The sequence below is a fragment of the Paenibacillus marchantiae genome (assembly GCF_028771845.1).
Lineage (GTDB): Bacteria > Bacillota > Bacilli > Paenibacillales > Paenibacillaceae > Paenibacillus > Paenibacillus marchantiae.
Genome location: NZ_CP118270.1, coordinates 5,203,852 through 5,225,721, shown reverse-complemented (window position 1 = coordinate 5,225,721; position 21,870 = coordinate 5,203,852). Strand labels below are relative to the sequence as shown.

At 46.0% G+C, this 21,870-nt stretch carries 17 protein-coding genes; 14 read left to right on the top strand and 3 right to left on the bottom strand.

Features of this window, described 5'->3' with window-relative positions; all coding sequences use genetic code 11:
* Positions 1–57: 57 nt before the first annotated feature.
* From PTQ21_RS23435 to PTQ21_RS23425, 3 genes are read left to right on the top strand one after another with little or no spacing between them, the layout of a single operon-like run.
* Positions 58–1,962 (top strand): class I mannose-6-phosphate isomerase, encoded by a 1,905-nt coding sequence (locus PTQ21_RS23435; RefSeq protein WP_097115714.1) that lies wholly within the window; start codon positions 58–60, stop codon positions 1,960–1,962.
* A complete protein-coding gene (locus tag PTQ21_RS23430; protein WP_072733202.1) occupies positions 1,959–2,927 on the top strand; it encodes an ROK family protein in 969 nt (322 codons plus the stop codon). The genes PTQ21_RS23435 and PTQ21_RS23430 overlap by 4 nt, the downstream gene beginning before the upstream one ends.
* A 24-nt stretch (positions 2,928–2,951) precedes the next feature.
* Positions 2,952–5,468: a glycoside hydrolase family 38 N-terminal domain-containing protein gene (locus tag PTQ21_RS23425; RefSeq protein WP_274567345.1), complete on the top strand. Its 2,517-nt coding sequence runs from the start codon at positions 2,952–2,954 to the stop codon at positions 5,466–5,468.
* A gap of 202 nt (positions 5,469–5,670) precedes the next feature.
* Here PTQ21_RS23425 and PTQ21_RS23420 read toward each other — a convergent pair whose 3' ends face one another.
* A complete protein-coding gene (locus PTQ21_RS23420; protein ID WP_072733200.1) occupies positions 5,671–6,435 on the bottom strand; it encodes a hypothetical protein in 765 nt (254 codons plus the stop codon).
* Positions 6,436–6,596: 161 nt separating this feature from the next.
* Here PTQ21_RS23420 and PTQ21_RS23415 point away from each other — a divergent pair, with 161 nt between their 5' ends.
* Positions 6,597–7,313, top strand: a complete 717-nt coding sequence (locus PTQ21_RS23415; protein ID WP_274567343.1) for a response regulator transcription factor — start codon at positions 6,597–6,599, stop codon at positions 7,311–7,313.
* A 1-nt stretch (position 7,314) separates the two neighbouring features.
* Entirely contained in the window at positions 7,315–8,778 is a 1,464-nt protein-coding gene (locus PTQ21_RS23410; RefSeq protein WP_274567341.1) for a sensor histidine kinase, read from the top strand.
* Between the two features lie 226 nt (positions 8,779–9,004).
* Here PTQ21_RS23410 and PTQ21_RS23405 read toward each other — a convergent pair whose 3' ends face one another.
* Positions 9,005–9,865 carry an AraC family transcriptional regulator gene (locus tag PTQ21_RS23405; protein ID WP_274567340.1) on the bottom strand — a complete coding sequence of 287 codons (861 nt, stop codon included), beginning with the start codon at positions 9,863–9,865 and terminating at the stop codon, positions 9,005–9,007.
* 127 nt (positions 9,866–9,992) lie between these two features.
* Between PTQ21_RS23405 and PTQ21_RS23400 the strand changes: the two genes are divergently transcribed.
* The 7 genes from PTQ21_RS23400 (at position 9,993) to PTQ21_RS23370 (ending at position 18,313) form a co-directional block, all read left to right on the top strand.
* On the top strand, positions 9,993–12,458 hold the full coding sequence (locus PTQ21_RS23400) for a beta-mannosidase (RefSeq protein WP_274567339.1): 2,466 nt from the start codon (positions 9,993–9,995) through the stop codon (positions 12,456–12,458).
* Between the two features lie 109 nt (positions 12,459–12,567).
* On the top strand, positions 12,568–13,461 hold the full coding sequence (locus tag PTQ21_RS23395; RefSeq protein WP_274567338.1) for an ABC transporter permease: 894 nt from the start codon (positions 12,568–12,570) through the stop codon (positions 13,459–13,461).
* Between the two features lies 1 nt (position 13,462).
* Complete coding sequence (locus PTQ21_RS23390; RefSeq protein WP_063562693.1) at positions 13,463–14,359, top strand: carbohydrate ABC transporter permease; 897 nt, start codon at positions 13,463–13,465, stop codon at positions 14,357–14,359.
* Between the two features lie 76 nt (positions 14,360–14,435).
* Positions 14,436–16,070: a type 2 periplasmic-binding domain-containing protein gene (locus PTQ21_RS23385; protein ID WP_175382285.1), complete on the top strand. Its 1,635-nt coding sequence runs from the start codon at positions 14,436–14,438 to the stop codon at positions 16,068–16,070.
* Positions 16,071–16,240: 170 nt separating this feature from the next.
* Complete coding sequence (locus tag PTQ21_RS23380; RefSeq protein ID WP_274567337.1) at positions 16,241–17,191, top strand: LLM class oxidoreductase; 951 nt, start codon at positions 16,241–16,243, stop codon at positions 17,189–17,191.
* A gap of 66 nt (positions 17,192–17,257) precedes the next feature.
* Positions 17,258–17,479, top strand: coding sequence for a DUF896 domain-containing protein (locus PTQ21_RS23375; RefSeq protein WP_063562690.1), 222 nt, complete (start codon positions 17,258–17,260; stop codon positions 17,477–17,479).
* Positions 17,480–17,674: 195 nt separating this feature from the next.
* Entirely contained in the window at positions 17,675–18,313 is a 639-nt protein-coding gene (locus tag PTQ21_RS23370) for a sugar O-acetyltransferase (protein ID WP_090950996.1), read from the top strand.
* Between the two features lie 97 nt (positions 18,314–18,410).
* Here PTQ21_RS23370 and PTQ21_RS23365 read toward each other — a convergent pair whose 3' ends face one another.
* Positions 18,411–19,763: an MATE family efflux transporter gene (locus tag PTQ21_RS23365; protein ID WP_072733192.1), complete on the bottom strand. Its 1,353-nt coding sequence runs from the start codon at positions 19,761–19,763 to the stop codon at positions 18,411–18,413.
* A gap of 171 nt (positions 19,764–19,934) precedes the next feature.
* Here PTQ21_RS23365 and PTQ21_RS23360 point away from each other — a divergent pair, with 171 nt between their 5' ends.
* Positions 19,935–20,615 (top strand): TetR/AcrR family transcriptional regulator, encoded by a 681-nt coding sequence (locus PTQ21_RS23360; protein WP_090806932.1) that lies wholly within the window; start codon positions 19,935–19,937, stop codon positions 20,613–20,615.
* A 277-nt stretch (positions 20,616–20,892) separates the two neighbouring features.
* Positions 20,893–21,783: an AraC family transcriptional regulator gene (locus PTQ21_RS23355; protein ID WP_274567330.1), complete on the top strand. Its 891-nt coding sequence runs from the start codon at positions 20,893–20,895 to the stop codon at positions 21,781–21,783.
* Positions 21,784–21,870 lie beyond the last annotated feature (87 nt).

The window sequence follows — 21,870 nt, the reverse complement described above, 5'->3', positions numbered from 1 at the left end:
CTCCAACTCCCTATACAATGATGAACATAAATCGATATAGAGTTGGAGGTTTTAAACATGCCCCGAATAGCCCCTTTGGCCTTTCAAACCAACCCAATTAATTTCATTCAGCTTCAGCCCGACCAAGAGGCAGAACCGGGGATCTGGAATGCGTATGAAGAATGGCTTGATCTAATTTGGCCCGAATGTGTACAGAATGATTTGCTTCCTTTTTATATGGTCATTGACGGTACGCATGGTGCCGCATTCAGCGAATGTCTGGAAATACTTCGGTCGCGCTGCCACCTAGAGAGCAGGGCTTTAATTGAGATTGACAGCGCTGATTATTTAAAGTCTTCTGCAGATTTGCTTCAGCAGTTTCACCCTTATCTGACGGATAACCGTGCTTTTGGCGTTGTAGCCTCGGACGTCAGCGTTAAGGATTATTTCCGACCACGTGCACAGTCGGTCTGGCTCAGTGATGTAGACGATCAACTTCGGCTTTATCATTCCGCTGAACATGCAGAGGCCCAGTCGCCGAACGTAGATCAGTTAGCCCCCATCGTTGTGACCTTTGGGCCTGGCTCTGGTTTCCTTTCTACAGCATCAGGTTTAACGAACGTTTCTCTATTTTGCGACTTATCGAGAGAAGCACAGCAGAAACTGCATCAGCAGGGGATGGGGTCTCTGGGGTTAGGTCCTTGCCTGGATACGGTCGAAACCTATAAACAGGCCTTGTTTCTGGAGTGGCCCGTCTGGGAGGAATATCGCAAACGCCACTTGTATGACTTTGACTACTACGTGGATACGAACAACCGGGAACGACCCATTTTGGTCACCGTTCCTATGCTGCGCCGACTTTTGGCTTCAACAGCCCAGCAGCCTTTTCGAGTAAAGCCGTTTTTTGCACCGGGGATTTGGGGCGGACAGTATTTAAAAGAACTATGCGACCTACCTAAGGATTGGAATAACTGCGCATGGGGGTTTGAACCTATCGCACCGGAAAACACGATATTAATCGGTTATCGGGATTTTATAGTGGAGCTTCCTTTCCCGCTATTACTGTCTGCTCATCCAGAAGCAATTATGGGCGAGCGCAATGTGCAACTGTTTGGCGACTATTTTCCGATCCGGTTTGATTATCTCGATACGATTGACGGGGATCATCTGTCTTTGCAGGTCCACCCCCAGCAGGCTTACATCGAGCAGAGCTTCAACGAAACGATGACGCAGCAGGAATCCTATTACATTATGGAACAGAAGGAAGGCACCAAACCTTTTGTGGGACTGGGTTTCACAGAGGGTACAACCGGGGAGGAGCTGCTTCAGGCGGTTGAATCGGCCCACACCTTGGGACAACCGCTGAAGATCCCAGAATATGTGAATATTTGGGATGCGAATAAGGGTGACCTGTTTCTGATCCCGCCGGGAGCCGTACATTTTTCGGGCAAAAACAATCTGGTGCTGGAGATCTCTTCGACAACCTGGTGGTTTACCTTCAAAATATACGACCATTTGCGGCTAGACAGAGACGGGCGGCCGCGTCCGATCAACGGCGATCATGCCAGAGCCAACATGCAGGAACAGTTTGACACGGAATACGTTCAGAAGCAGTTGATAGCGGTTCCAAAGGAAAGCCGGGTACAGGGAGACAGCAAGGAAGAGCTGCTGGGCGAACGGGAGGATCTGCTTTTTCAGATCAAAAGATTAAAACTGGACGGAGAGTGGATCGACGACACGGCTGGAGAGTTTGTTATGTTCAACCTCGTAGAAGGCGATCGTGTGCGGCTGACTCCGCTGGATGATGAGGCAGCGGCTGTGGAGTGGGGGTACGCGGAAGCGTATATCGTTCCTGCCTCCGTCGGAGGTTTCCGTCTGGAGTCTCTGGGTGACCGATCGTGCACTCTGATCCGGGCACAGGTTTCCCCAGACTGGAACACGCCTCTGCTTCCGCATCACTGGAAATCTGGTGAACCTTTATGAACCCTGACGTAACGATTGCCATTGATGCCGGGGGGACCTTTTTGAAGGGTGCCGTTGTACTGAGTGACGGGAATCTTCTACCACAACTTTATGTCAAAAGGTCATCGCACTCCGACAGTAGCGCGTATGAAATCGCCTCCAATCTGGCTGGCGTGATCCAGGAGCTTGCCGCGGCATACGTCGCCTACATGGAGAGGCTAAGTACCGATAAAGGGACCCGGGGCACTTTTGCCAATTTTCACATCGGTTTTGCTTTCCCCGGCCCTTTTGAATACGACACAGGCGTTTCCCGTATCCAGGGATTGAATAAATACGAGCAGCTTTATGAATTCAATCTAAAAACACTGCTGCGGTGTGAATTAACGGCGCTTGCAGCGGAGCCCACTGCTCCTACATGGATGACCCAGCTTGCCGCCGCAGATATTCGTTTTGGCAATGATGCTGCCCTGTTCGCTCTGGGGGTCAGCAGGCTTTTTCCACAGGACAGATTGCTTTGCCTTACATTGGGAACGGGTCTTGGCTCCGCTTTCGTTGAGAACCGGTCCATTGTCAGTGGAAAATGGGGAATTCCCGACTCAGGCATGTTGTATGCCGAGCAATACAACGGAGGAACCGTGGATGATCTGTTCGGAAGCCGAGGGATTTTGGCCTTGGCAGATAGCCATGATGCTCGAAGGCAGGGAGAGGACGTGTACCATCTGGCCATAGCGGCCAGACAGGGAAATTCCTCCGCCATCCGTGTATGGCAGCTTTACGGCCAGCGGCTTGGGGAAATGTTGCGTCCGTACGTGGCAGAGTTTCGCCCCGCTCGTCTGATCCTGGGGGGACAAATTGCCGAAACCCATGATCTATTTGGCGGCGCGCTTTCGGAAGCGCTCTTGCCCGAGAAGATTTCTCAGCATAATGAGAAACAAATGCAAGAGCATGTGTTCCACGGGATTTTCCAACTCGTAAAAGGTACCTAATCCACCAATAAAGGAGAAAAAAAGATGACACTCGAACAACAAATCAAACAGGCCGCCATCCCGACGCTTAAACGGAAATGGAAAATATATGTCATTCACCATTCCCATACTGACATTGGTTATACTGACCGGCAGGAGAAGATTGAACAATATCATATCGATTTTATCCGTCAGGCGCTGCGTATTGTTAATGATGCCCATAACGGTGTAAACCCCGAGTGGAAAGGGTTCCGTTGGACCTGTGAGACCTTCTGGGCTGTGGAGCAATTCCTGAAGCAGGCTCGAGACGAGGAAAAAGTTGCATTTGCTGATGCCGTGCGGCGCGGCGATATCGAGCTCTCCGGCACGTATTTGAATATGACTGAGCTGCCCGACCTACAGTTGTTGAACAAAATACACAGCAAAGCTCAGACATATGCCAAATCTATCGGTCACCCAATAGACAGTGCGATGACGGCGGATATCAATGGCTACAGCTGGGGATATGCCGATAGCCTGCTAAATAACGGAATCGGACATTTATTCAGCTGTATACATACTCATCACGGCATGTATGCGCTGGGCCGCAAGCAGTCCCCTTTCTGGTGGGAAGCTCCAAGTGGGGAACGCCTGCTGGTCTGGAATGGAGACCACTACATGCTTGGCAACGAGCTTGGTTTCTGTCCTGGTGCGCTTGGCAAATACATGATTCGTGATGAATTCGGCCACAGACTTGTGGAAACAGCGAACATTCATAATCAAATCGCCAATATTCGCATCCACCGGTACTTGGCCCAGCTTGAGGCGGAGCAGTATCCATACGATTTCGTGCCGATGATGCTGTCCGGATTGCCCACAGACAACGGATCGCCCAATAGCGCAATCATGGAATGGATCGATGCATGGAACCGTCAAAACGGCGAGGGGATTTCCGTGGAGATGAGTACGTTGAGTGGCTTTTTTGCCCGCTTGAAGGAGGAAGGGACGGATGGTCTGCCTGTGCATAAAGGGGATTGGCCTGACTGGTGGTCGGACGGTGTAAGCTCCACACCGATGCACACTCAGATTTACCGTGACGCACAGCGGACACTTCGCAAGGTGGAAAAGCTCGACCCTGAACAGAAAAGTGTTAGTCTCCAGGAAATCGAGGCTGTAGAGCAGGCGCTTACTCTTTATGCCGAACACACTTGGGGGTATCACTCCTCTGTTTATGAACCGTGGCACAAAAATGTGCAGATGCTTGAGGTTCGCAAGACAGCTAACGCTGCAGAGGCAAGCAAGCTTGCTTACCGCGCGCTAGATCAGGTGCTGCTTGCCGATAATGCCGCCACCTTGTACCCGGGGCGTCCTTATCGCTTCAAGGTAACGAATCTCTCGGAGCGGGAGGTAACCGAGTTGGTTCAGTTGAAGCTTGAAGGATGGGAACCGGATGAGCTATTAAACGGAGTAGAAGTAATCCGTGAGGACACGGGACAGGTGCTGATCCAGCAGTCAAGCCACCCGCAGACGATTATTGCGGAGCTTAAACTCCAAGGCATGGAGAGCTGCATACTGATTCTGCGCCCACTCCTGGCAGCGCAGAAGAGTCATTCTTCCTTAACGTCAACCTCCAATTCAAAGCTGATCGGCGCTGACCAGGTGTACGATATGGAGGATATGTATTCCTTAACGACAGGCGGACAGCAAGCGCCGATCTCCGTTTGCCAAACTGGGCTGGAGTCCCCTTTTGTACGCTTGACTTGGTCGAAAGAGCGCGGCATTGTGTCGTGGATCGATAAGGAGACAGGACGCGAACTGTTGAAAGCGGATGATCTGTATGGGGCATTTACACCCATCTATGAGGTGACCAATCCGGCGAACCCTGCGGATGCATCTCAGGTATGGAGCGTCCGTTCCAAAATGGGACGCAACCGTAAAGGCTTGAACGTGGAGCGTTCGGTTGGTCAGCTTATCTCCGTGCGAGCGGTGGATAATGGACCGCTGTATGCTACCGTTGAGCTTGGTTATCAGCTCAAGGGTATCGCCTATTTTTCACTACACTTGCGGATCTATACCCGTCAAAACCGGATGGATATTTCGGCGCGGTTCCATAAAGAGAGCATCTGGAATCCGGAGAACGTTTATCTGGCCCTGCCGTTCAACCCGGGAGGCACTGGGCCGGTTACCCTGTTTGCCGACAAGCCAGGAGGCCTCGTTCGCCCCTGGAAGGATCAGATTCCGGGAACTTGCCTGGATTATTCCGCTGTACAGTCGGGCATTGCCTGGCGGGATCATGACCGCAGTCTGCTGCTTGCTGTCCCGGACACACCTCTCGTGCAATGGGGAACGCTGGATTACGGGACCAGAAAGGTCCACACCCAGCAAACGCCTGACGCTCAACCGGAAGCCTATGCCTGGCTGATGACGAATTATTGGGAAACGAATTTCAAAGCGACCTTGGGCGGCTTCTATGAGTTTCAATATCATATTTCGGCTGGCAGCAGACTTTCAGCTGAAGATATGGCCGCAGCTCTGCAGGCGTTGAACGAGCCATTTGTAGTTACCCGGGTTAACGAAAAATAAACCGAAGAGCAAAAGCCCTGACTCATTTAAGATCAGGGCAGGCATTAGATAACACGTAGCAGATATAGCTTATAGCCAACAAAACAACAACCAGCAGGCTTCCATGTGGAGGCTTGCTGGTTGTTGGCGTTCGGTCTTTTAGTTCGTGTAAGATTTGGCGTTTTTGCTTAATGATGTAGTTAAAGCTGAAATGTATTTAAACCTACTCTTGAGCTGCCTCTAGCTCAGTAATTTGCGCTTTGTATTGCTTCAGAAGGTCGGCAAGGGAAGTCTTGATTGCCGCTTCGTCCTTTGCTGTTACAGCATTATTCAAATTACTTTGTGCTAAGAAGAATGCACTGGCAGCTGTAGTACCGCTAAATTGAAGACTTTCAGCATTTGCTATAACCGCGCTTGTTGTTCCGGTTGATTTTTCGTCAAGATTCAGAGGGCTGACGGCAATTGCCACTCCAGATTCTGCATTCTCAACTAATCCTTTCAGATCCGAACTGCTTGTGGTAATGGAGAAAGACAAGGTGTTCTTATTTTCGGAATTAGGTAATTTTTCGGCTTTTACACTCTCAACTGGGGTAAGTTTGCCTTCCTCAACCTTTAAGGCCTGCATTTCTTTGATCTCACCTGGTTTGGCGTTCTCGGAAACTTTCTTCCATTCGTCAGAGTCTACGTCAACAGCAACCAAAGTGGCCATTACTTGGGATGTATAGTTTTGTGAAAGCAGTTTATTGTAACGGGCTAGCGTTTTTTCCCATTCGCTTACTGTTTCTGGCGCGTACTTTTTGGCCTGCTCCACCGGATTAGCCAATGTAAAGGTCGCAATGGCGGATTTAGCTTCTTTCAAGGTAGCAGTTCCATTTGTAACAGCATTTGCGTTAGCGGCGCTGTCGGCATTCGCGACAATCGGTGCGGAGATCGCAGTGAGCAGCAGGGCGGACAGGGCAACATTTCTGAATTTAAAACTGTAGTTCATTTCGTAACACTCCTTATGGTTTGGTTTGTCTTACAGTTATCAATTTACCGAAGGAGTGTGGCACAATATTGGTGTAATTGTGGAAAAACAATGGCAAAGCTCTTCCCATATATATACCTTTGGTATACTCACTATAGAGAAAAGTACAGGAGGCCCCGTTCATGAATAACGATTACCTCATCGCGGTTGTAGATGATGACGAGAATATACGCACACTGATTCAAGCTTATTTGCACAAAGAGAACTATCGAACGATAGGCCTTGCTAATGCCGAGGATGCCTGGTCTTTATATAGAATAAGTCCGCCGAGCATGTGGGTGATGGATATTATGCTGCCCGGAATGGATGGCTATGAATTGTGCAAACGCATCCGTAGTGAAGGAGAGGTACCCATTATTATGATCTCGGCGAAGGATAATGAGGTGGACAAAATACTTGGCCTTGAGCTAGGCAGTGACGATTATCTAGTGAAGCCTTTCAGCCCCCGTGAGCTGGTAGCCCGCATCAAGCGGCAGCTGGAACGTTGGATTAGACTTACCGGTGCGGAAGAAAGAGCTGTTGTAAGCGAAGCTGCGACGCCAAGAATCGATACCGGTGATCTTCAATTAATGTTGGAAGAGAGGCGGGCCATATGGAGAGGGGAAGAAGTGGAGCTGACCAGCAAAGAATTCACCATGCTCAAGGTACTGGCTGAACATCCGAATCGTGCGTTTACGAGGGACGAGCTGCTCAGTTTTGTCTGGGGAGAAGATTATTTTGGCAGTGACCGTGCCGTGGATCATTTAATTAAGCGGATTCGCAAAAAAATTGAGGAACTTCCCGTCGAGTCGGTGTGGGGACACGGGTATCGTATGCGTACAGATCGGAGTGAAGTTTAATATGAAACTTGTTCATCAAATTAACCTTGCATTCGGATTGTCACTGGTTCTGATCCTCTCCGTCACGGCCGTTTTACTTCATTATGTGCTGCTGGATCATTTCATTGGGACAGAGAAGAATGATCTCAAGACGTTAAGTGCGGCGATGTCCGCTTCTATAACGAAAGCAGGGGATATCACAATGAGTCCTGTACTTTCCACTGGAGCTGCGATCACGATGCCTAATTCGAATATTACGGGTATGCAGTCCGTCCAGTTGGTAACGGGAGAAGTTACGAGTGCTCCTTCAACACTCATTCCTGCGGATGTTGAAGCCTTTGTCACTGATTTTAACGGAAATGTGCTGTCAGGGACTTTGTCTGTGAGTGGTACAACCGGAATGGCGAGCAGTAACACATTGACTGAAGCTGTACCAGCAAACTTGTCGAAATACACAGCGGTCACTTCGTCCAGCATCAAGGATCTGTGGAAGGGAACGGATGGGCGTTATGTGATGGATGTCAGTCCCATCCCCCAAGGAACCCTGACTCTGTTGACGCCCATGAGCAAGATCAAAGCAATTGAACAGGCGCTTCTGGGGCGTCTCATCCTGGTGATCTGTATCGTTGGAGCCATTATGTTCCTGCTCAGTTTGTTTATTACGAAAAAGCTGATTCAGCCATTGATGAATCTGAAGCAGGAACTTAAGAAGGTCAAACAACGTCATTTCACGGATGTGCAGCTGGTCAAGGCTGGCGGTGAGATTGGAGCTGTGGCACAGACGGTATACGAGATGGCTGGCGAACTGAACAGGTTCAATGAGGTGCAGAAGCAGTTTTTCCAGAATGCTTCTCATGAGCTGAAGACCCCTCTGATGTCCATTGCAGGCTATGCGGAGGGCATTCGAGATGGAATCTTTGAAGGTGAGAACGTTCGTAAAGGGTTGGACGTGATCCTGGGGGAGAGCGGTAGATTAGGCAAGATTGTGACCGAAATGACGCTGCTTGCGAAGCTGGATAGTGAAGAGGATATCTTCAAACCTTCCAAGGTCAGTCTGAACGAATTGTTGACGGAAACATCCGAACGTGTCAATCCGCTGCTTGTAAAGAAAGGACTTACACTCCATATCGCTTGTCCGGAGAATAAAGAGCTGTTCATCATGGCTGATCAGGATAAACTGCTGCAGGCACTGCTCAACGTCGTGACGAATGCCGCAAGATACGCCAAAGAAGAAATTCACATCACTGCGAGCTTGGAAAAAGGGAAGATCGCGCTATCCGTTTCGGATGACGGTCCCGGCTTTCCGCAGGAGCTGCTGCCCACCTTATTCCACCGTTTTGTCAAAGGAAAAGACGGTGAGTCCGGACTGGGCCTGGCGATTGCCCGGGCCATTGTTGAACGCTGCGGCGGGCTGATTCAGGCCACCAACCATAAGGAGGGAGGAGCTGTAATTTCGTTCGGCTTCCCTGCGGCCCAGCGTGTCTGAAAGAAAAAGACGACAACTATATCCTTCTAGCTGCACCAAACCTCAAAGTGAGAGAAATAGAGGAGATGCTCGAAGGGGTTCGTGTCGCCAATCGCCAATATAAATACTCCGCTTAATTTGCTTTGTGTTTACTCTGCTCTCCCTGCATATAGGGAGAGATTTTTTGAGTTTTGGGTACGGATATGATGGCATGCTGCAGATATCACCATATGGATGCTTTGGATCCTTATGTCAGCAGCGATTCCTTATTCATTGTCGCGTTTTTACGGAAATCTAGCGGAGCTTGATTATAGTATTTTTTGAACTGATGGTAGAAGTGGCTGACGTTCTCAAATCCCGCTTCCAGTGCAATCTCAAGCACGCGAAGCTCAGTCGTGAGCAGCAAGTTTTTGGCTACATTCAGCCGAAGCTGATTAATATACTCTGTTGGTGTTTGATTCAGATATTGACGAAAGGCACGGTTCACATGACCAACGCTTCGACCTGACAATTCATAGAGCGCATGAAGACCACGAATCATGTTTTCTTTCAGCTGCATTTTGGAGATCGCATGCTCAAGCCACAGCGGGAGAATGGGTTGTTCAATGGTATCCAACTCAAAGAAATGCTGCGTAAAAATCTGAATAATCAGCCCTTTTGCGTATACGCGAGCCTTCTTCTTATCCACTGTGGAGAGCATCATAATCCGTTCAAAGCTTCGAACCATCTCTGTCATTTCTAACTGAGATAACATGGCAATCTGGGGAACGGGAGCCTGCAAGAGTCCTTGCGCATAATTCTGTTCATTCAAGTAGGCCAAAGCTTCATCTATTACTGCGGATCGACAAGGGCTATTCAGAAAACGGCAGTCCTGAGTGCCTTCCGGCTCATAACGGTGAATATCATGCGGTCGAATAAAGACAAGGCAGCCCGGCCTTAAATGCTGGGTTGTTCCATTGACGATATGTTGGCACTGCCCTTCACTTAGAATGAAGAACTCGTAAAAGTCATGGGTATGCTCGGGTGATACTTTCGATAAGGAATCGACCCAGAACGGATCTACGAGCAGGTCGGAATGGATGTGAGTAGACGCTGTGTATTTGATCATGGCTCTAACCTCTCCAATTATTGTTAATATCAAAATAGCACACGAATTCCGTGAACACAACATAAGAAAGAATGGAGGCCTCTTGATAGAATGAAATAGATTACAAAGACATCAGGAGGTATCACAAATGTTGCTTATCGATCTCAATGGCAGGTGGCAAATGAAGAGAGTGGATCATGCCGAATGGCTTCCGGCGACGGTCCCAGGTTCGGTCTTTAATGATTTGCTACAAGCTGGACAAATGGAAGATCCCTACTACCGCGAGCAAGAGCAGGCGGCACTTAAACTGTGTAATTATGATTATGAATACAAACACTCTTTTGAAGTAAGCGTAGCGGATCTCAAGCATGACCGGATCATCCTGTTATGTGAAGGGTTGGATACGATTGGCGAATTGTTTCTGAATAGAATCAATATCGCGAATGTAAGTAATATGCACAGTACTTATGAAATCGATATTACCTCCTTTATCAAACAAGGTGAAAATACCATACACATTATTCTTCGTTCCCCTGTGGAGTATGTACTGCGTAAACAAGCCGAGCGCCCGTTGATTAACTGCAGTGATGCAGTAGAAGGAATCTCCCATTTGCGTAAAGCACACTCCATGTTCGGTTGGGATTGGGGTCCACAATTACCTGATTTGGGAATCTGGCGGAATATCTCCATTCAAGGCTATGATCATGCCCGTTTGGAAGATGTCTACATTACACAGATGCATAGCGAAGGTAAGGTAACCTTAGATGTTCGCGTAAGGGCATCTAGTTGGGTCCAAGAAGAGCGGGAGATCATGGTCACATTAGATACACCTTCCGGGGAGACATTGAAAGGATGCACGTCTGTCGTGAATGATGGGGATCATCGTATCTGGATTGAAGTGGACCATCCCGAGTTATGGTGGCCGAATGGTCTGGGCAAACAGCCATTGTATCAGCTGAGCGTTGCGCTTATGGAACAAGGCGTGGAGTTGGATCGTGATGATAAGCGCATTGGACTGAGAACATTAACTGTGAAGCAAGAGCAGGATCAATGGGGTGAGTCCTTCGAATTCGAAGTGAACGGTGTATCTTTTTTCTCGATGGGTGCTGACTATATTCCGGAAGATAACATCTTGCCGCGCTGTAACCCAGATCGGACAGAACGATTGATCAAGAGCTGTGCGCAAGCCCATTTCAATACAATTCGTGTATGGGGTGGCGGACATTATCCAGAGAATTACTTCTATGATTTGTGCGACGAATACGGCTTGATTGTATGGCAGGACTTGATGTATGCCTGCGGTGTATATGAACTGACTGAGGAATTCAAGCAATCGATTACAAAAGAGACCATCGATAACATGAAACGCTTGCGTCATCATGCTTCATTAGGAATCTGGTGTGGAAACAATGAGCAGGAGATGGCTTGGGTCGAATGGGACTGGGCGAAGAAAACATCCTTACAGTTACAAGCAGACTATATTAAGCAATACGAGGTATTACTTCCGGCTATTGCGAAGGAATATGATCCGAACACGTTCTATTGGTTAGCTTCACCTTCATCCAAAGGCAGCTTCGACAATCCAAACGATGAAAATTACGGAGACATGCATTACTGGGATGTTTGGCATGGCAAGAAACCTTTTACCGAATTCCGCACATTGTTCCCGCGCTACATGTCCGAATTCGGATTGCAATCCTTCCCGAATCACAAGACCATAGAGACGTTTACGTTGCCGGAAGACCGCAATATCTTCTCACCGGTCATGGAATCTCATCAGAAGAATGGTACGGGCAATGAGAAAATTCTGTATTACATCGGGGAGACGTATCGCTTGCCAAAAGATTTCAATTCCCTGTTATACGCTTCACAGCTCATTCAGGCTGAAGGTATCTCATGTGGGGTAGAGCATTGGCGCAGACATCGTGGACGCTGTATGGGTGCACTGTACTGGCAATTGAATGATTGCTGGCCTGTTGCTTCCTGGTCCAGTATCGATTACTTTGGTCGCTGGAAAGCACTGCATTATGCAGCCAAACGCTTTTTCGCACCTGTTCTTGTATCGGCTCGGGAAGATGGTTCGAAGGTAGAAATTCACGTGTCGAATGAGAGTAGGAGTGCTGTAAAAGGAGAATTGAAATGGAGTCTCATGGATTCGCAATCCAATGAAATCGTAGCTTCTTCAAAAGTGATTGAGTTGAAAGCGTTATCAACCTCATTATTCGAACATCTTGATTTCACTGAGATGCTCGATACAACTACAAAAAAACGGAATACGTATTTACAGTTTTCCTTTGTGGTGGATGGTGAAGTTGTCAGCGAAGGTACAGTGTTATTTGTGAAGCCAAAGCATTTTGGTTTTATTGATCCTGCAATTGAGACCACGATGACAGAAGAAGAGGATCGTTTTGTTATTACGGTTGATTCGAAAGCTTTTGCACGGTTTGTGGAGCTTGATTTCAGTGAATTAGACGGTATTTTCAGTAACAATTATTTTGACTTGTCAGCAAGTGGAAGAAAGACCATTTCTCTGAAGAAAGATGATCTCAACAAACCGACATCCCTTGAAGAACTGCAATCACAGCTAATCGTACGCAGTGTATTTGATTTGTAAGTTGTTACTTCGCCTTTTCTGATATTGCCAATCCAATCGATAGATATCCGATCGTTATTATATGTTACCGCTTTCAATTGATCTCTATACTGATGGCAGAGGTGGTTAAATGATTGAACGACTGGCAAAATACCGTTGGCAATATGTAATGATTCTACCTGGTGCAATCCTACTGCTTCTCTTCAGCTACATTCCGATGGTGGGCATCCAGGTGGCATTCAAGGATTTTCACATCGGCAGCACGATGTGGAGTAGTGCATGGGTTGGTTTGGAAAACTTCTCATTCTTGCAAGATGAACAGTTCTGGATTGTGGTGAAGAATACAATTTACATCGCGATTCTCAAGTTTGTGTTCGGATTTCCAGCTCCTATTATTTTGGCATTGCTCATCAATGAGGTGAAAAACAACAAATACAAGCGGTTTGTCCAATCCGTAAGTTATCTTCCGCATTTCTTTTCGTGGATCGTGGTGGCTTACATTCTGCAATCCCTGCTGACGTTGGACGACGGATTGGTCAATCAGTTGATAGAGAAGCTCGGGGGAGATTCAGTCTTTTTCTTGGGATCCACGGAGTGGTTCCGGCCCATGATCGTAGTGAGCGGTCTATGGAAGGAGGTAGGCTGGAATACGATCTTGTATCTGGCGGCAATTACAACGATTGACCCGCAGCTCTATGAAGCAGCTAGGGTGGAAGGAGCAGGACGGCTCGCACAAATTCGCAACATTACCCTGCCGGGTATAATGCCGACCATCTCCATCGTGTTGATTCTCAGTATGCCTGGACTGATTGCAGTAGGCATGGATCAAATCTATCCTCTGATGAATCCGGCCAATCAGCCAGTCGCGGATGTGCTAGACACATATATTTTACGCAATGGCTTGCAGCAAGGTTATTTTGGAATGGCCACTGCAGTGGGTCTCCTTTCTTCGGTCATCAGTCTGGTGTTGGTACTATGCACCAATCAGATAGCGCGAAAGTTCAACGGAGAGGGGCTTTGGTAATATGAGAACTTCTATGAGGGAACGGGTGGGTCAGACAATTATTGTGTTTCTATTGGCACTTCTCTGTATCTCGGTAATCTATCCATTCACGTATATGCTTGCCGTTTCCTTAAACGTTGGCAGCGATGCGGCAAAAGGCGGTGTCTATCTGTGGCCTAGGGAGTTTACTTTGTACAATTATGAGGTTGTGCTTGGGAATTCGGTTATTCAACATGCCTACTTAATTACGATATCCCGAACGATCGTAGGCACTTTTGTCGGCTTACTCATCACACTACTGGCGGCTTATGGCTTGTCCTATCGGCAGCTTCCTTTCAGGAAATCCCTCCTGGGATACGTGCTGATTACGATGCTTTTTAGTGGCGGATTAATCCCTTTGTATATCCAGCTTAATCACTTGTCATTATTAAACTCATTCTGGGTGTATATCATTCCGTCCGCTTTCTCGGCGTGGAATATGTTTGTGATGATGAAATTCATCCAGGGGATTCCGGAAGCACTGATCGAATCGGCTGAGATTGATGGTGCCAATCCTGTCCGCATTCTCTTCGTTATTATTATGCCGCTTTCGAAACCCATGCTTGCAGCCATTGGCCTTTTTACTGCAGTGGGGCACTGGAATGACTGGTTTTCTGGCGCATTTTATGTTTCAGATCAGAATCTGATTCCGGTTCAAACGTTTTTGCAACAACTGCTGTCTGCCCAGGATATCTCGACTGTCCTCGGGTCCAACAATAATCAGGAAGCGCTTGCCCGGGGCACCATGCTCTCTAACGTTACACTGATGTCCATCAAAATGGCGACAGTTATGGTAAGCGCGCTTCCGATCCTGTGTGTGTACCCATTCCTGCAAAAGTATTTTGTAAAAGGTGTGCTTATCGGCTCAGTAAAAGGATAACCCAATGAAAAATGAAGCAACAGAATGGGTTTTCTAATCCTATACAATTTCAAAATAACCGAGGGGGACGTATCTGATGAGTTTACGTCAACAAAAGGGAAGAAAACTGGTGCTATTATCCTTGGCTCTACTGATGTTTGGGATAACGGCATGCTCAAGCAGCAGCACAGAGAGTGGCAGCAGTTCTGCAAATTCATTTAAGCTATGGCTGGGATGGAATGCAACAATTAATAACCAAAGTATGGTCCAAATGTATTGGAAAGAAAAGGAGCCGGGCATAGACGTTCGGCTGGAGGCTACGCAGGGCGATGTAATGACAGAGCTGAACCTGAAATTGAATACTGGTGGCTTTGATGATGCAGCTCTGTTCTCACGTAGTGATGTCGTGACCACTGCGATGACGCGTTCGGGCAGCGTTCTTCCGCTGGAGCAATACTTCGATATGCCGGATAAATATCCTGGATTGGCCTCCATTCCGAAAATCTATCTGGATCAGATGAAAGCTTCGGACGGACATATCTATTCCATTCCGACATGGTTTGATCAAAATCCCGATGATCCTTGGCCTGGTTGGGCTTCCTATGGCTGGTTTGTCCGTACAGATGTACTGGAGAAAACCGGCATGACGATGGATGATCTGAAATCGTTGGATGGTATAGAGAAGTATTTGAGATTGTCGGCTAAGCAGAAAGACGCAAACGGGAAACCGTTGATTCCCCTTAGTTTTCTCTCTGACGCAAGCGATGAAAATGTCATCCTGAGTACATTTGGCGTTACGGTCAGCACAGCGGGCGGCGTCATTCCAGTAGAGAAGCAAGGTAATGACTATCAGTTTATCTATGACAATCCACAATATAAAGCGGCTTACCAATGGATGAACAACATGTTCCGGGAAGGGCTTCTGGATCATGAAGCAATTACAGACAAGAAGGAGCGTTACAAAGAGAAAAACAAATCCGGACGTGTAGCCATGAATGCAGGTGGGTTCTTTAATATGGACGCACAGTTATGGGAGGTTCTTGACGGGCCAACCGATCCGGCATGGTACTATGATGTCATTCCCTATCCGAAAGTGGATGGCGTGAGTGAGATTGGCGCTAATCAGATTATCAATCCTTATCCTGCCAATGACGTTTTTATCAATAAAAATACTAAAAATCTCGATTCCATTCTTGCTTTCTTTGATTACACACTACAGCCTAAGCCCGAACAGCAGCAGGTTGTGAATGAAGGTCCGCCAGGAGTGTTCTGGGACTGGGTGGATAAACCGTTGGGAAAATGGGTGTACACGGATGAGAATTACAAGGCCTTGCATGATTCCGGAGATCAAGCGAAGAAGGCAAGCACGACGCCAGAGCTTTATGCGGCATCTTCCTATAGTAATGACTGGTACCCATGGTGGAATTATGGGGTTACTGATCCGAAAGGAAGATTCAAAACGATCGAATTCACCGAAAAGATTGGCAAAATGGGTGGGACCCGGGTTGCTGAAAACTACGATATGGTGAAGGCCAAACCGGGTGGCTTATGGGAGAAATATTTGCCTGAACTTGATAATGTGCGAAAAGAGTATAAAGCCAAGCTGATTATGGCTAAGGATGACTCACAATTTGAACAGGCTTGGAGTGATTTTCAGGCTGCACTGGAAAAACGAGCACATTGGAGTGAGCTCAAACAGGAATGGCATGAGGAGCTTCAAGGCAAGCAGTAAATAGGAGACGGGGACTGTCGAACGTGACAGTTCCCGTTTGGTATAAAAAAGTATACAATATCACAAATTTTATCCTATAGAACAAAATAGTGCGTACTATTTTCTGAAGGTTATATGGTTTATCATTGCCTTTGCAAATGAATATTGGATATTTATGCGGAGGTCAGGAAATGAATAAATTTGAATCACATCTGGGCTATACAAACATGTTTAAAGAAGACCAACTTACGCTCGGGATATATTTTCCAATAGAGTCTTATAAGGGTAGTATCCCAGAGATGCAGTTAGAGCAACAAATGCAATTGGCGAAAAAGGCAGAAGAAGCGCGCTTTGCTTCCTTATTCGTTAGAGATGTTCCTTTAAATGTTCCAAGCTTTGGGGATGTGGGACAAATATATGATCCATGGGTTTTTCTTGGATTCTTAGCAGCTCATACGAAAAAGATTTCATTGGGTACCGGAAGTATGATCACCACACTACGCCATCCGTTGCATGTAGCAAAAGCAGCAGCTTCTGTTGATCGAATTTCCGGAAAACGACTTGTGCTGGGCATTGCTACAGGGGATCGACCTAGTGAGTTTTCAGCGTTTTCAGTGGACCGAGAAAAACGTGGTGAATTATTTCAAGAATCTTTGCATGTCATGAGAGAAGTCTGGAATGAGGAATTCCCGGTAATTCATTCACCAAGCCTTAACCTTCAGGGTGGCGATTTGTTACCCAAACCGGAATTAAAGGATATTCCTATTTTAGTAACAGGCCATTCTTCACAGACACCGGAATGGATAGCAAAACACAGTGATGGCTGGCTGTATTACCCACGAAATATCATTGATCAAGCATCACTTATTCAACAATGGCGTACATTAACGGATGAATTTAAGCCTTTTAATCAGTCTTTATATATCGATTTATCAGAAAATCCAGATGAAGATCCAATTCCTATTCACTTAGGGTTTAGGAGCGGATATAAATTTTTAATTGAATACCTCAATGCTTTAAAAGGAATCGGTGTGAATCATCTTGCATTCAACTTGAAATATGGAACACGTCCGGTTGACGAGGTGATTCAAGAATTAGGGGAGGAAGTGGTTCCATATTTCCCGGCGTTATCTAATAAATAGGTGCAATGTATGCATTTCGGTGCTAGACTACCAGTAAGATTAATTGTAAAGAAGGAGAGGAAAAGGATGATTAAACATTTAGGTCGCATTAATGAATTGGCGAAAAAAGAGCGTGAAGAAGGTTTGACCAATGCGGAACGAGTTGAACAACAAGTATTAAGAGAAGACTATTTACGGGAAATTCGTGGGCAAGTTCTAAACACTTTTTCAGTGCTTACCATACTTGATGCAGATGGAAATGATGTAACACCGGACAAAGTACGAAATGAAAAGGGAATCAGTTTGTAGGGAAAATAAACTTTTTGGGAAGAACGAAAAGCCTCCGAGTATTCATTGACAGAAATGGTGTGGTTAAATACACTTGTTTTGTAGTTGATTTCGTAGGATGCTTTTTATACACTTTATAAATATTCATTATAAAGATATTGTACAAAGTGTTAGGTTGATTCATGTATCGAAGTATTTATAACAGGAGTTGATAACATGACTGAAGAAGAACGAATTTTTAATGGGATCTTATTTAGTCCCGGCCATCCAGACCTTAAGGCTATTAAGCTTCGCTCTCACAATCTAAGTAGTCAATACAGTCGTACTTTTGAGGATCAAACGGAGGAACGTGAAGCATTACTCATGCAGATTCTGGGTCGAAAAGGAGAGCGTTGTTTTATACAAGGCCCCATTTTCTTTCATTATGGCGTTCACACAGAAATCGGTAACCATTTTTTTGCGAACTACAATCTGACCGTCCAGGATGATGCTAAGGTTACCATTGGTGATCACGTCAGCTTTGGACCTAATGTGACTATTGTTACACCGGTTCACCCATTCATTGCTTCAGAACGTCGACAAATGCTGGACCAAAACGGGGAACCTAAGTCGCTCTGTTATGCTAAACCTGTCACCATCGGAAATGATGTTTGGATTTCGGCTAACGTCACCGTATGCGGCGGTGTTACCATTGGCAACGGATGCGTCATTGGTGCTGGAAGTGTAGTAACCCAAGATATCCCTGAAGGCTCTTTTGCAGCGGGTGTACCCTGCAGAGTCATTCGTCCCATCACAGAATCGGACAGCATGCGTTATAAACCGGAAGTTCTGGCTGATTGCAGCGTAATTGAATAAAACACATAAAAAAGAAAACCGTTCCTAGACAAGAGGAACGGTTTTCTTATTTTGATTAGTATTTCGTTGATTAGGTGGAAAGCTTATTAACTGTTTTCTAGTGCACTAGATTCTCTAAATCTGGCTGCAATTTGTTGCGCAGAATATACAGCATGATAGCTCCAACAAGGAACGCGACGAGATCCGCAATGACGAGTGACCATACCACCCCATGGAAGCCATTCAATCGGTTGGCGATATAGAGTACAGGAATCAGAGTAATTCCTTGAATGACTGACATTACAAACGCGGCGGTTCCTTGCGCTGTTGCTTGGAAGATCCCCACAAACAACGAGGTCATTCCTGTAATGAACAAGGATAGGAACGTCACATGTAGAATGTAGCTACCCATTTCAATTAATTGCGGGTCATTCGTAAATAAACCAATTAAGTGGTCGGAAATCAAATAGACGACAACGCCGAACACAACAGCTAACGCAACAATCGTTTTGATCGTAAATCCAATGGTATGCTTCATGCGTAATTTATTTGCTGTAAAAGAGAAAGCAATCAACGGCACAACTCCCTCGCATAAGCCCATCAGAATAAACTCAGGAAATTGCAACAAACGTGATGAAATTCCGTACCCCGCTATGGCCTGATCTCCATATTCGACAAGAAAATGGTTCAAAATGAGCGACATTGCACCCAAGAAGATACTCATGATAAAGACGGGAACTCCGATTTTGAACACATTACTCATAATTTCCTTGGAAGCCTTAAACCATTTTACGGAGACAGTCAAGAATTGGCTTTTATATCCCATATGGTATGCGTAAAAAACACTGGCAACCAAGTTAGAAATGACCGTTGCAGAAGCAACGCCGATTACACCCCAATGGAAGATGAAGATGACAATCGCATCAAGAATAATATTTACAACCACGCTAAGAATCATACCGATCATGGATGTGATTGCTGCACCCTCCGAGCGCACGATGTTCTCCAGCGTGAAGAATAATATGACGAATGGTGAACCGATAAGCATAATCGTGACATAGTCTTTTGTGAATCCGAAGGATTCAGCCGTTGCTCCCAAGCTATGAACGATTGGATCGATCAGCGGGAGGCCGATGGCTATTACGATAAGACCAAGAACTAAACTGCTGTAAAAGGCGAATGAGGAAACATGTTTTAGGTCATCATATCTTTTTTCTCCTAACAAACGGGAGATGAATGTACCGCTACCCATACCAATCAAGTTGCCGAGCGCCATAATTACCGCGAATAATGGCAAGGTTAGGGCGAGTGCGGTTAACATGGCAGTATTGCCTAATGTACCAAGGAAATAGGCGTTCAGGATAGAGTAGATGACACTCATCGACGTACCTAACATCATCGGTACAGCGAAGTGAGCTACGGCTTTTGCGATCGGTGCTTTTTCAAAATAATGGAGGTTTTCTGCATCCATGTGTGAGTCACTACTTTCTTCATTTATTTTTTGAACTGATTTGAAATTCGAACGATATTCCAATTTTCAATCTAACAGTGTTAGTTTGTGCCTTACAGTGTTAGATGTTATCATGAACTTATGAACCTGTAAAGCATAATCTTACACTGTTAGATAAAAGGGCGGATACGGATGAAAAAACAACAGCCTCAGATTTCGGAGGATAAGATTTTGGAAGCTTCTTGGGAGCTTCTTGGGGATGAAGGCATTGAGAAATTCAGTATGAGGCGATTGGCCGATCGGCTGGGTATTCAGGCTCCTTCTCTGTACTGGTACTTTAAGAGCAAGCAGCATCTCTACCAGCATCTGGCCAACCAGATATCGAAAATGATCCTGAATGAATTCCAATCCGACGGGGACTGGAAGGTGCAAATGGAGGGCCTTGCGATATCGATACGGAGTGTACTCCGCCGGTATCCCTGCTCCACGCAGCTTATGATGCAGACGCTGCCCCATGAGCCGGACATGATTCGCTTCACCAACCGTATGCTGCTCTGTATGGAATCTACGCCACTTGAGCAAGAGCAGAAATTGCAAGCCGTTCTTACGCTTGTGAACTATGTTTTCTTCTTTGTTCTGGATAATTATGAGCACCAGCGCACGGTCTCCGTAATGATTAAGAACCAGGGAGAGCTTCCGGGCGGGGAGATGATCCAGCTACTGGACTCCATGAGCGAGACGGAAGCAGGACTGTTCCGGCGAATGCACAAGGGCGGGCTGTTTGAGATGATGGGGAGCGACGGAGCGTTTGAGTTCGGCTTGAAGCTGATTTTGTCGGGAATTGAGCAGGTGATAAAGGAACAAGAAAATTAGAATGTAAAAAAACCGTACATCAGGATATCGGATGTGCGGTTTTTGATAAGGCTTATTGTTAATCTTATAATGCACCGTTACCTTCAAAATCGACTTGATGACGCAGGGCTACTCAGCAACAATTCTTATGAGAAAAACATTTATAAACATATCCTTTTGAATTATTATTAGGATCTACAGAGAATGAACAGAAGGAATTTGCACAGGAAGTTTTTATGAAAACGATTACAAGATATATTATTGAATGCAACACATATAAGGAGGACTGCTAGCGTACATGAGTTTATATCTAGAGATCCCGGAACTCGACAAAAGACTCCCATTTCGAAGCTTTATTCATAAAGGAGATGTGCTCTGTTATCCTCACTGGCATAAGGAAATTGAAATTATTTATGTTACCCAGGGAAGCCTGGATTTGGGGTTGAATGACAAGGTAATCCGTCTGAAGCAGGGGGAAGTCCAATTCATTAATGGCGGTGACGTCCACTTTTTTTTGTCATCCCCTGATAGTGAGCGAATTGTTATTCAATTTGATCTGAGCCTGTTCCAAGACGTATCCACACTAATTTACGATGATCGGTCGCTTCGTGACATTTTTACTCAAATAGAGCAATCCAGCAGAAACTGGCCTCATGAAACGGCAACCAAGCTTCTTCCTCTTCTTCAAAACATAAGCACAGAAGATTACGAGCGCAAAGAGGGCTATGCATATATGATCAAGGCCAAACTTTATGAAATGTTGACTTTTATTCTAAGAGAAGTACCAAGGGGGAGTGAGAAACATCGACCCCAAATCTCGGGAAATATCCTGACTCCGACCAAAGAAATGCTTTTAAAGCTGGAACGGATTTTTGAATATGTAGAAAGCAATTACCAGGAATCAATTATACTAAAAGACGTTGCCGACTATATAGGGTTCAGCCCTTATTATTTCACTAAGTTTTTTAAGAAAAATACAGGAATGACCTTTGTAACTTTTCTAAACGAATATCGACTTAATAAAGCGAAATGGATTTTGCTCAATGAAAATTATTCGATTACCGAAATAGCAGAGCAAGCCGGATTCAATAGCGTTAAGACATTTCATCACTTCTTCAAGGAAGCGACGGGGACATCGCCTTTAAAGTATCGCATGACAATATCCGGGAATAAAACAGCAAGAAAATAGGAAGATAGTCTTTTATGAGACTTGTATGATAAGGGTATTAAACAAGTTGAGGTGCTATACATCTTGCATAAATCAAGGTCGCAGCCA

Bases quoted from the DNA above. Each gene is read 5' to 3' on its own strand.
- PTQ21_RS23435 (WP_097115714.1), top strand. From the start codon at position 58: ATGCCCCGAATAGCCCCTTTGGCCTTTCAAACCAACCCAATTAATTTC.
- PTQ21_RS23430 (WP_072733202.1), top strand. From the start codon at position 1,959: ATGAACCCTGACGTAACGATTGCCATTGATGCCGGGGGGACCTTTTTG.
- PTQ21_RS23425 (WP_274567345.1), top strand. From the start codon at position 2,952: ATGACACTCGAACAACAAATCAAACAGGCCGCCATCCCGACGCTTAAA.
- PTQ21_RS23420 (WP_072733200.1), bottom strand. From the start codon at position 6,435: ATGAACTACAGTTTTAAATTCAGAAATGTTGCCCTGTCCGCCCTGCTG.
- PTQ21_RS23415 (WP_274567343.1), top strand. From the start codon at position 6,597: ATGAATAACGATTACCTCATCGCGGTTGTAGATGATGACGAGAATATA.
- PTQ21_RS23410 (WP_274567341.1), top strand. From the start codon at position 7,315: ATGAAACTTGTTCATCAAATTAACCTTGCATTCGGATTGTCACTGGTT.
- PTQ21_RS23405 (WP_274567340.1), bottom strand. From the start codon at position 9,865: ATGATCAAATACACAGCGTCTACTCACATCCATTCCGACCTGCTCGTA.
- PTQ21_RS23400 (WP_274567339.1), top strand. From the start codon at position 9,993: ATGTTGCTTATCGATCTCAATGGCAGGTGGCAAATGAAGAGAGTGGAT.
- PTQ21_RS23395 (WP_274567338.1), top strand. From the start codon at position 12,568: ATGATTGAACGACTGGCAAAATACCGTTGGCAATATGTAATGATTCTA.
- PTQ21_RS23390 (WP_063562693.1), top strand. From the start codon at position 13,463: ATGAGAACTTCTATGAGGGAACGGGTGGGTCAGACAATTATTGTGTTT.
- PTQ21_RS23385 (WP_175382285.1), top strand. From the start codon at position 14,436: ATGAGTTTACGTCAACAAAAGGGAAGAAAACTGGTGCTATTATCCTTG.
- PTQ21_RS23380 (WP_274567337.1), top strand. From the start codon at position 16,241: ATGAATAAATTTGAATCACATCTGGGCTATACAAACATGTTTAAAGAA.
- PTQ21_RS23375 (WP_063562690.1), top strand. From the start codon at position 17,258: ATGATTAAACATTTAGGTCGCATTAATGAATTGGCGAAAAAAGAGCGT.
- PTQ21_RS23370 (WP_090950996.1), top strand. From the start codon at position 17,675: ATGACTGAAGAAGAACGAATTTTTAATGGGATCTTATTTAGTCCCGGC.
- PTQ21_RS23365 (WP_072733192.1), bottom strand. From the start codon at position 19,763: ATGGATGCAGAAAACCTCCATTATTTTGAAAAAGCACCGATCGCAAAA.
- PTQ21_RS23360 (WP_090806932.1), top strand. From the start codon at position 19,935: ATGAAAAAACAACAGCCTCAGATTTCGGAGGATAAGATTTTGGAAGCT.
- PTQ21_RS23355 (WP_274567330.1), top strand. From the start codon at position 20,893: ATGAGTTTATATCTAGAGATCCCGGAACTCGACAAAAGACTCCCATTT.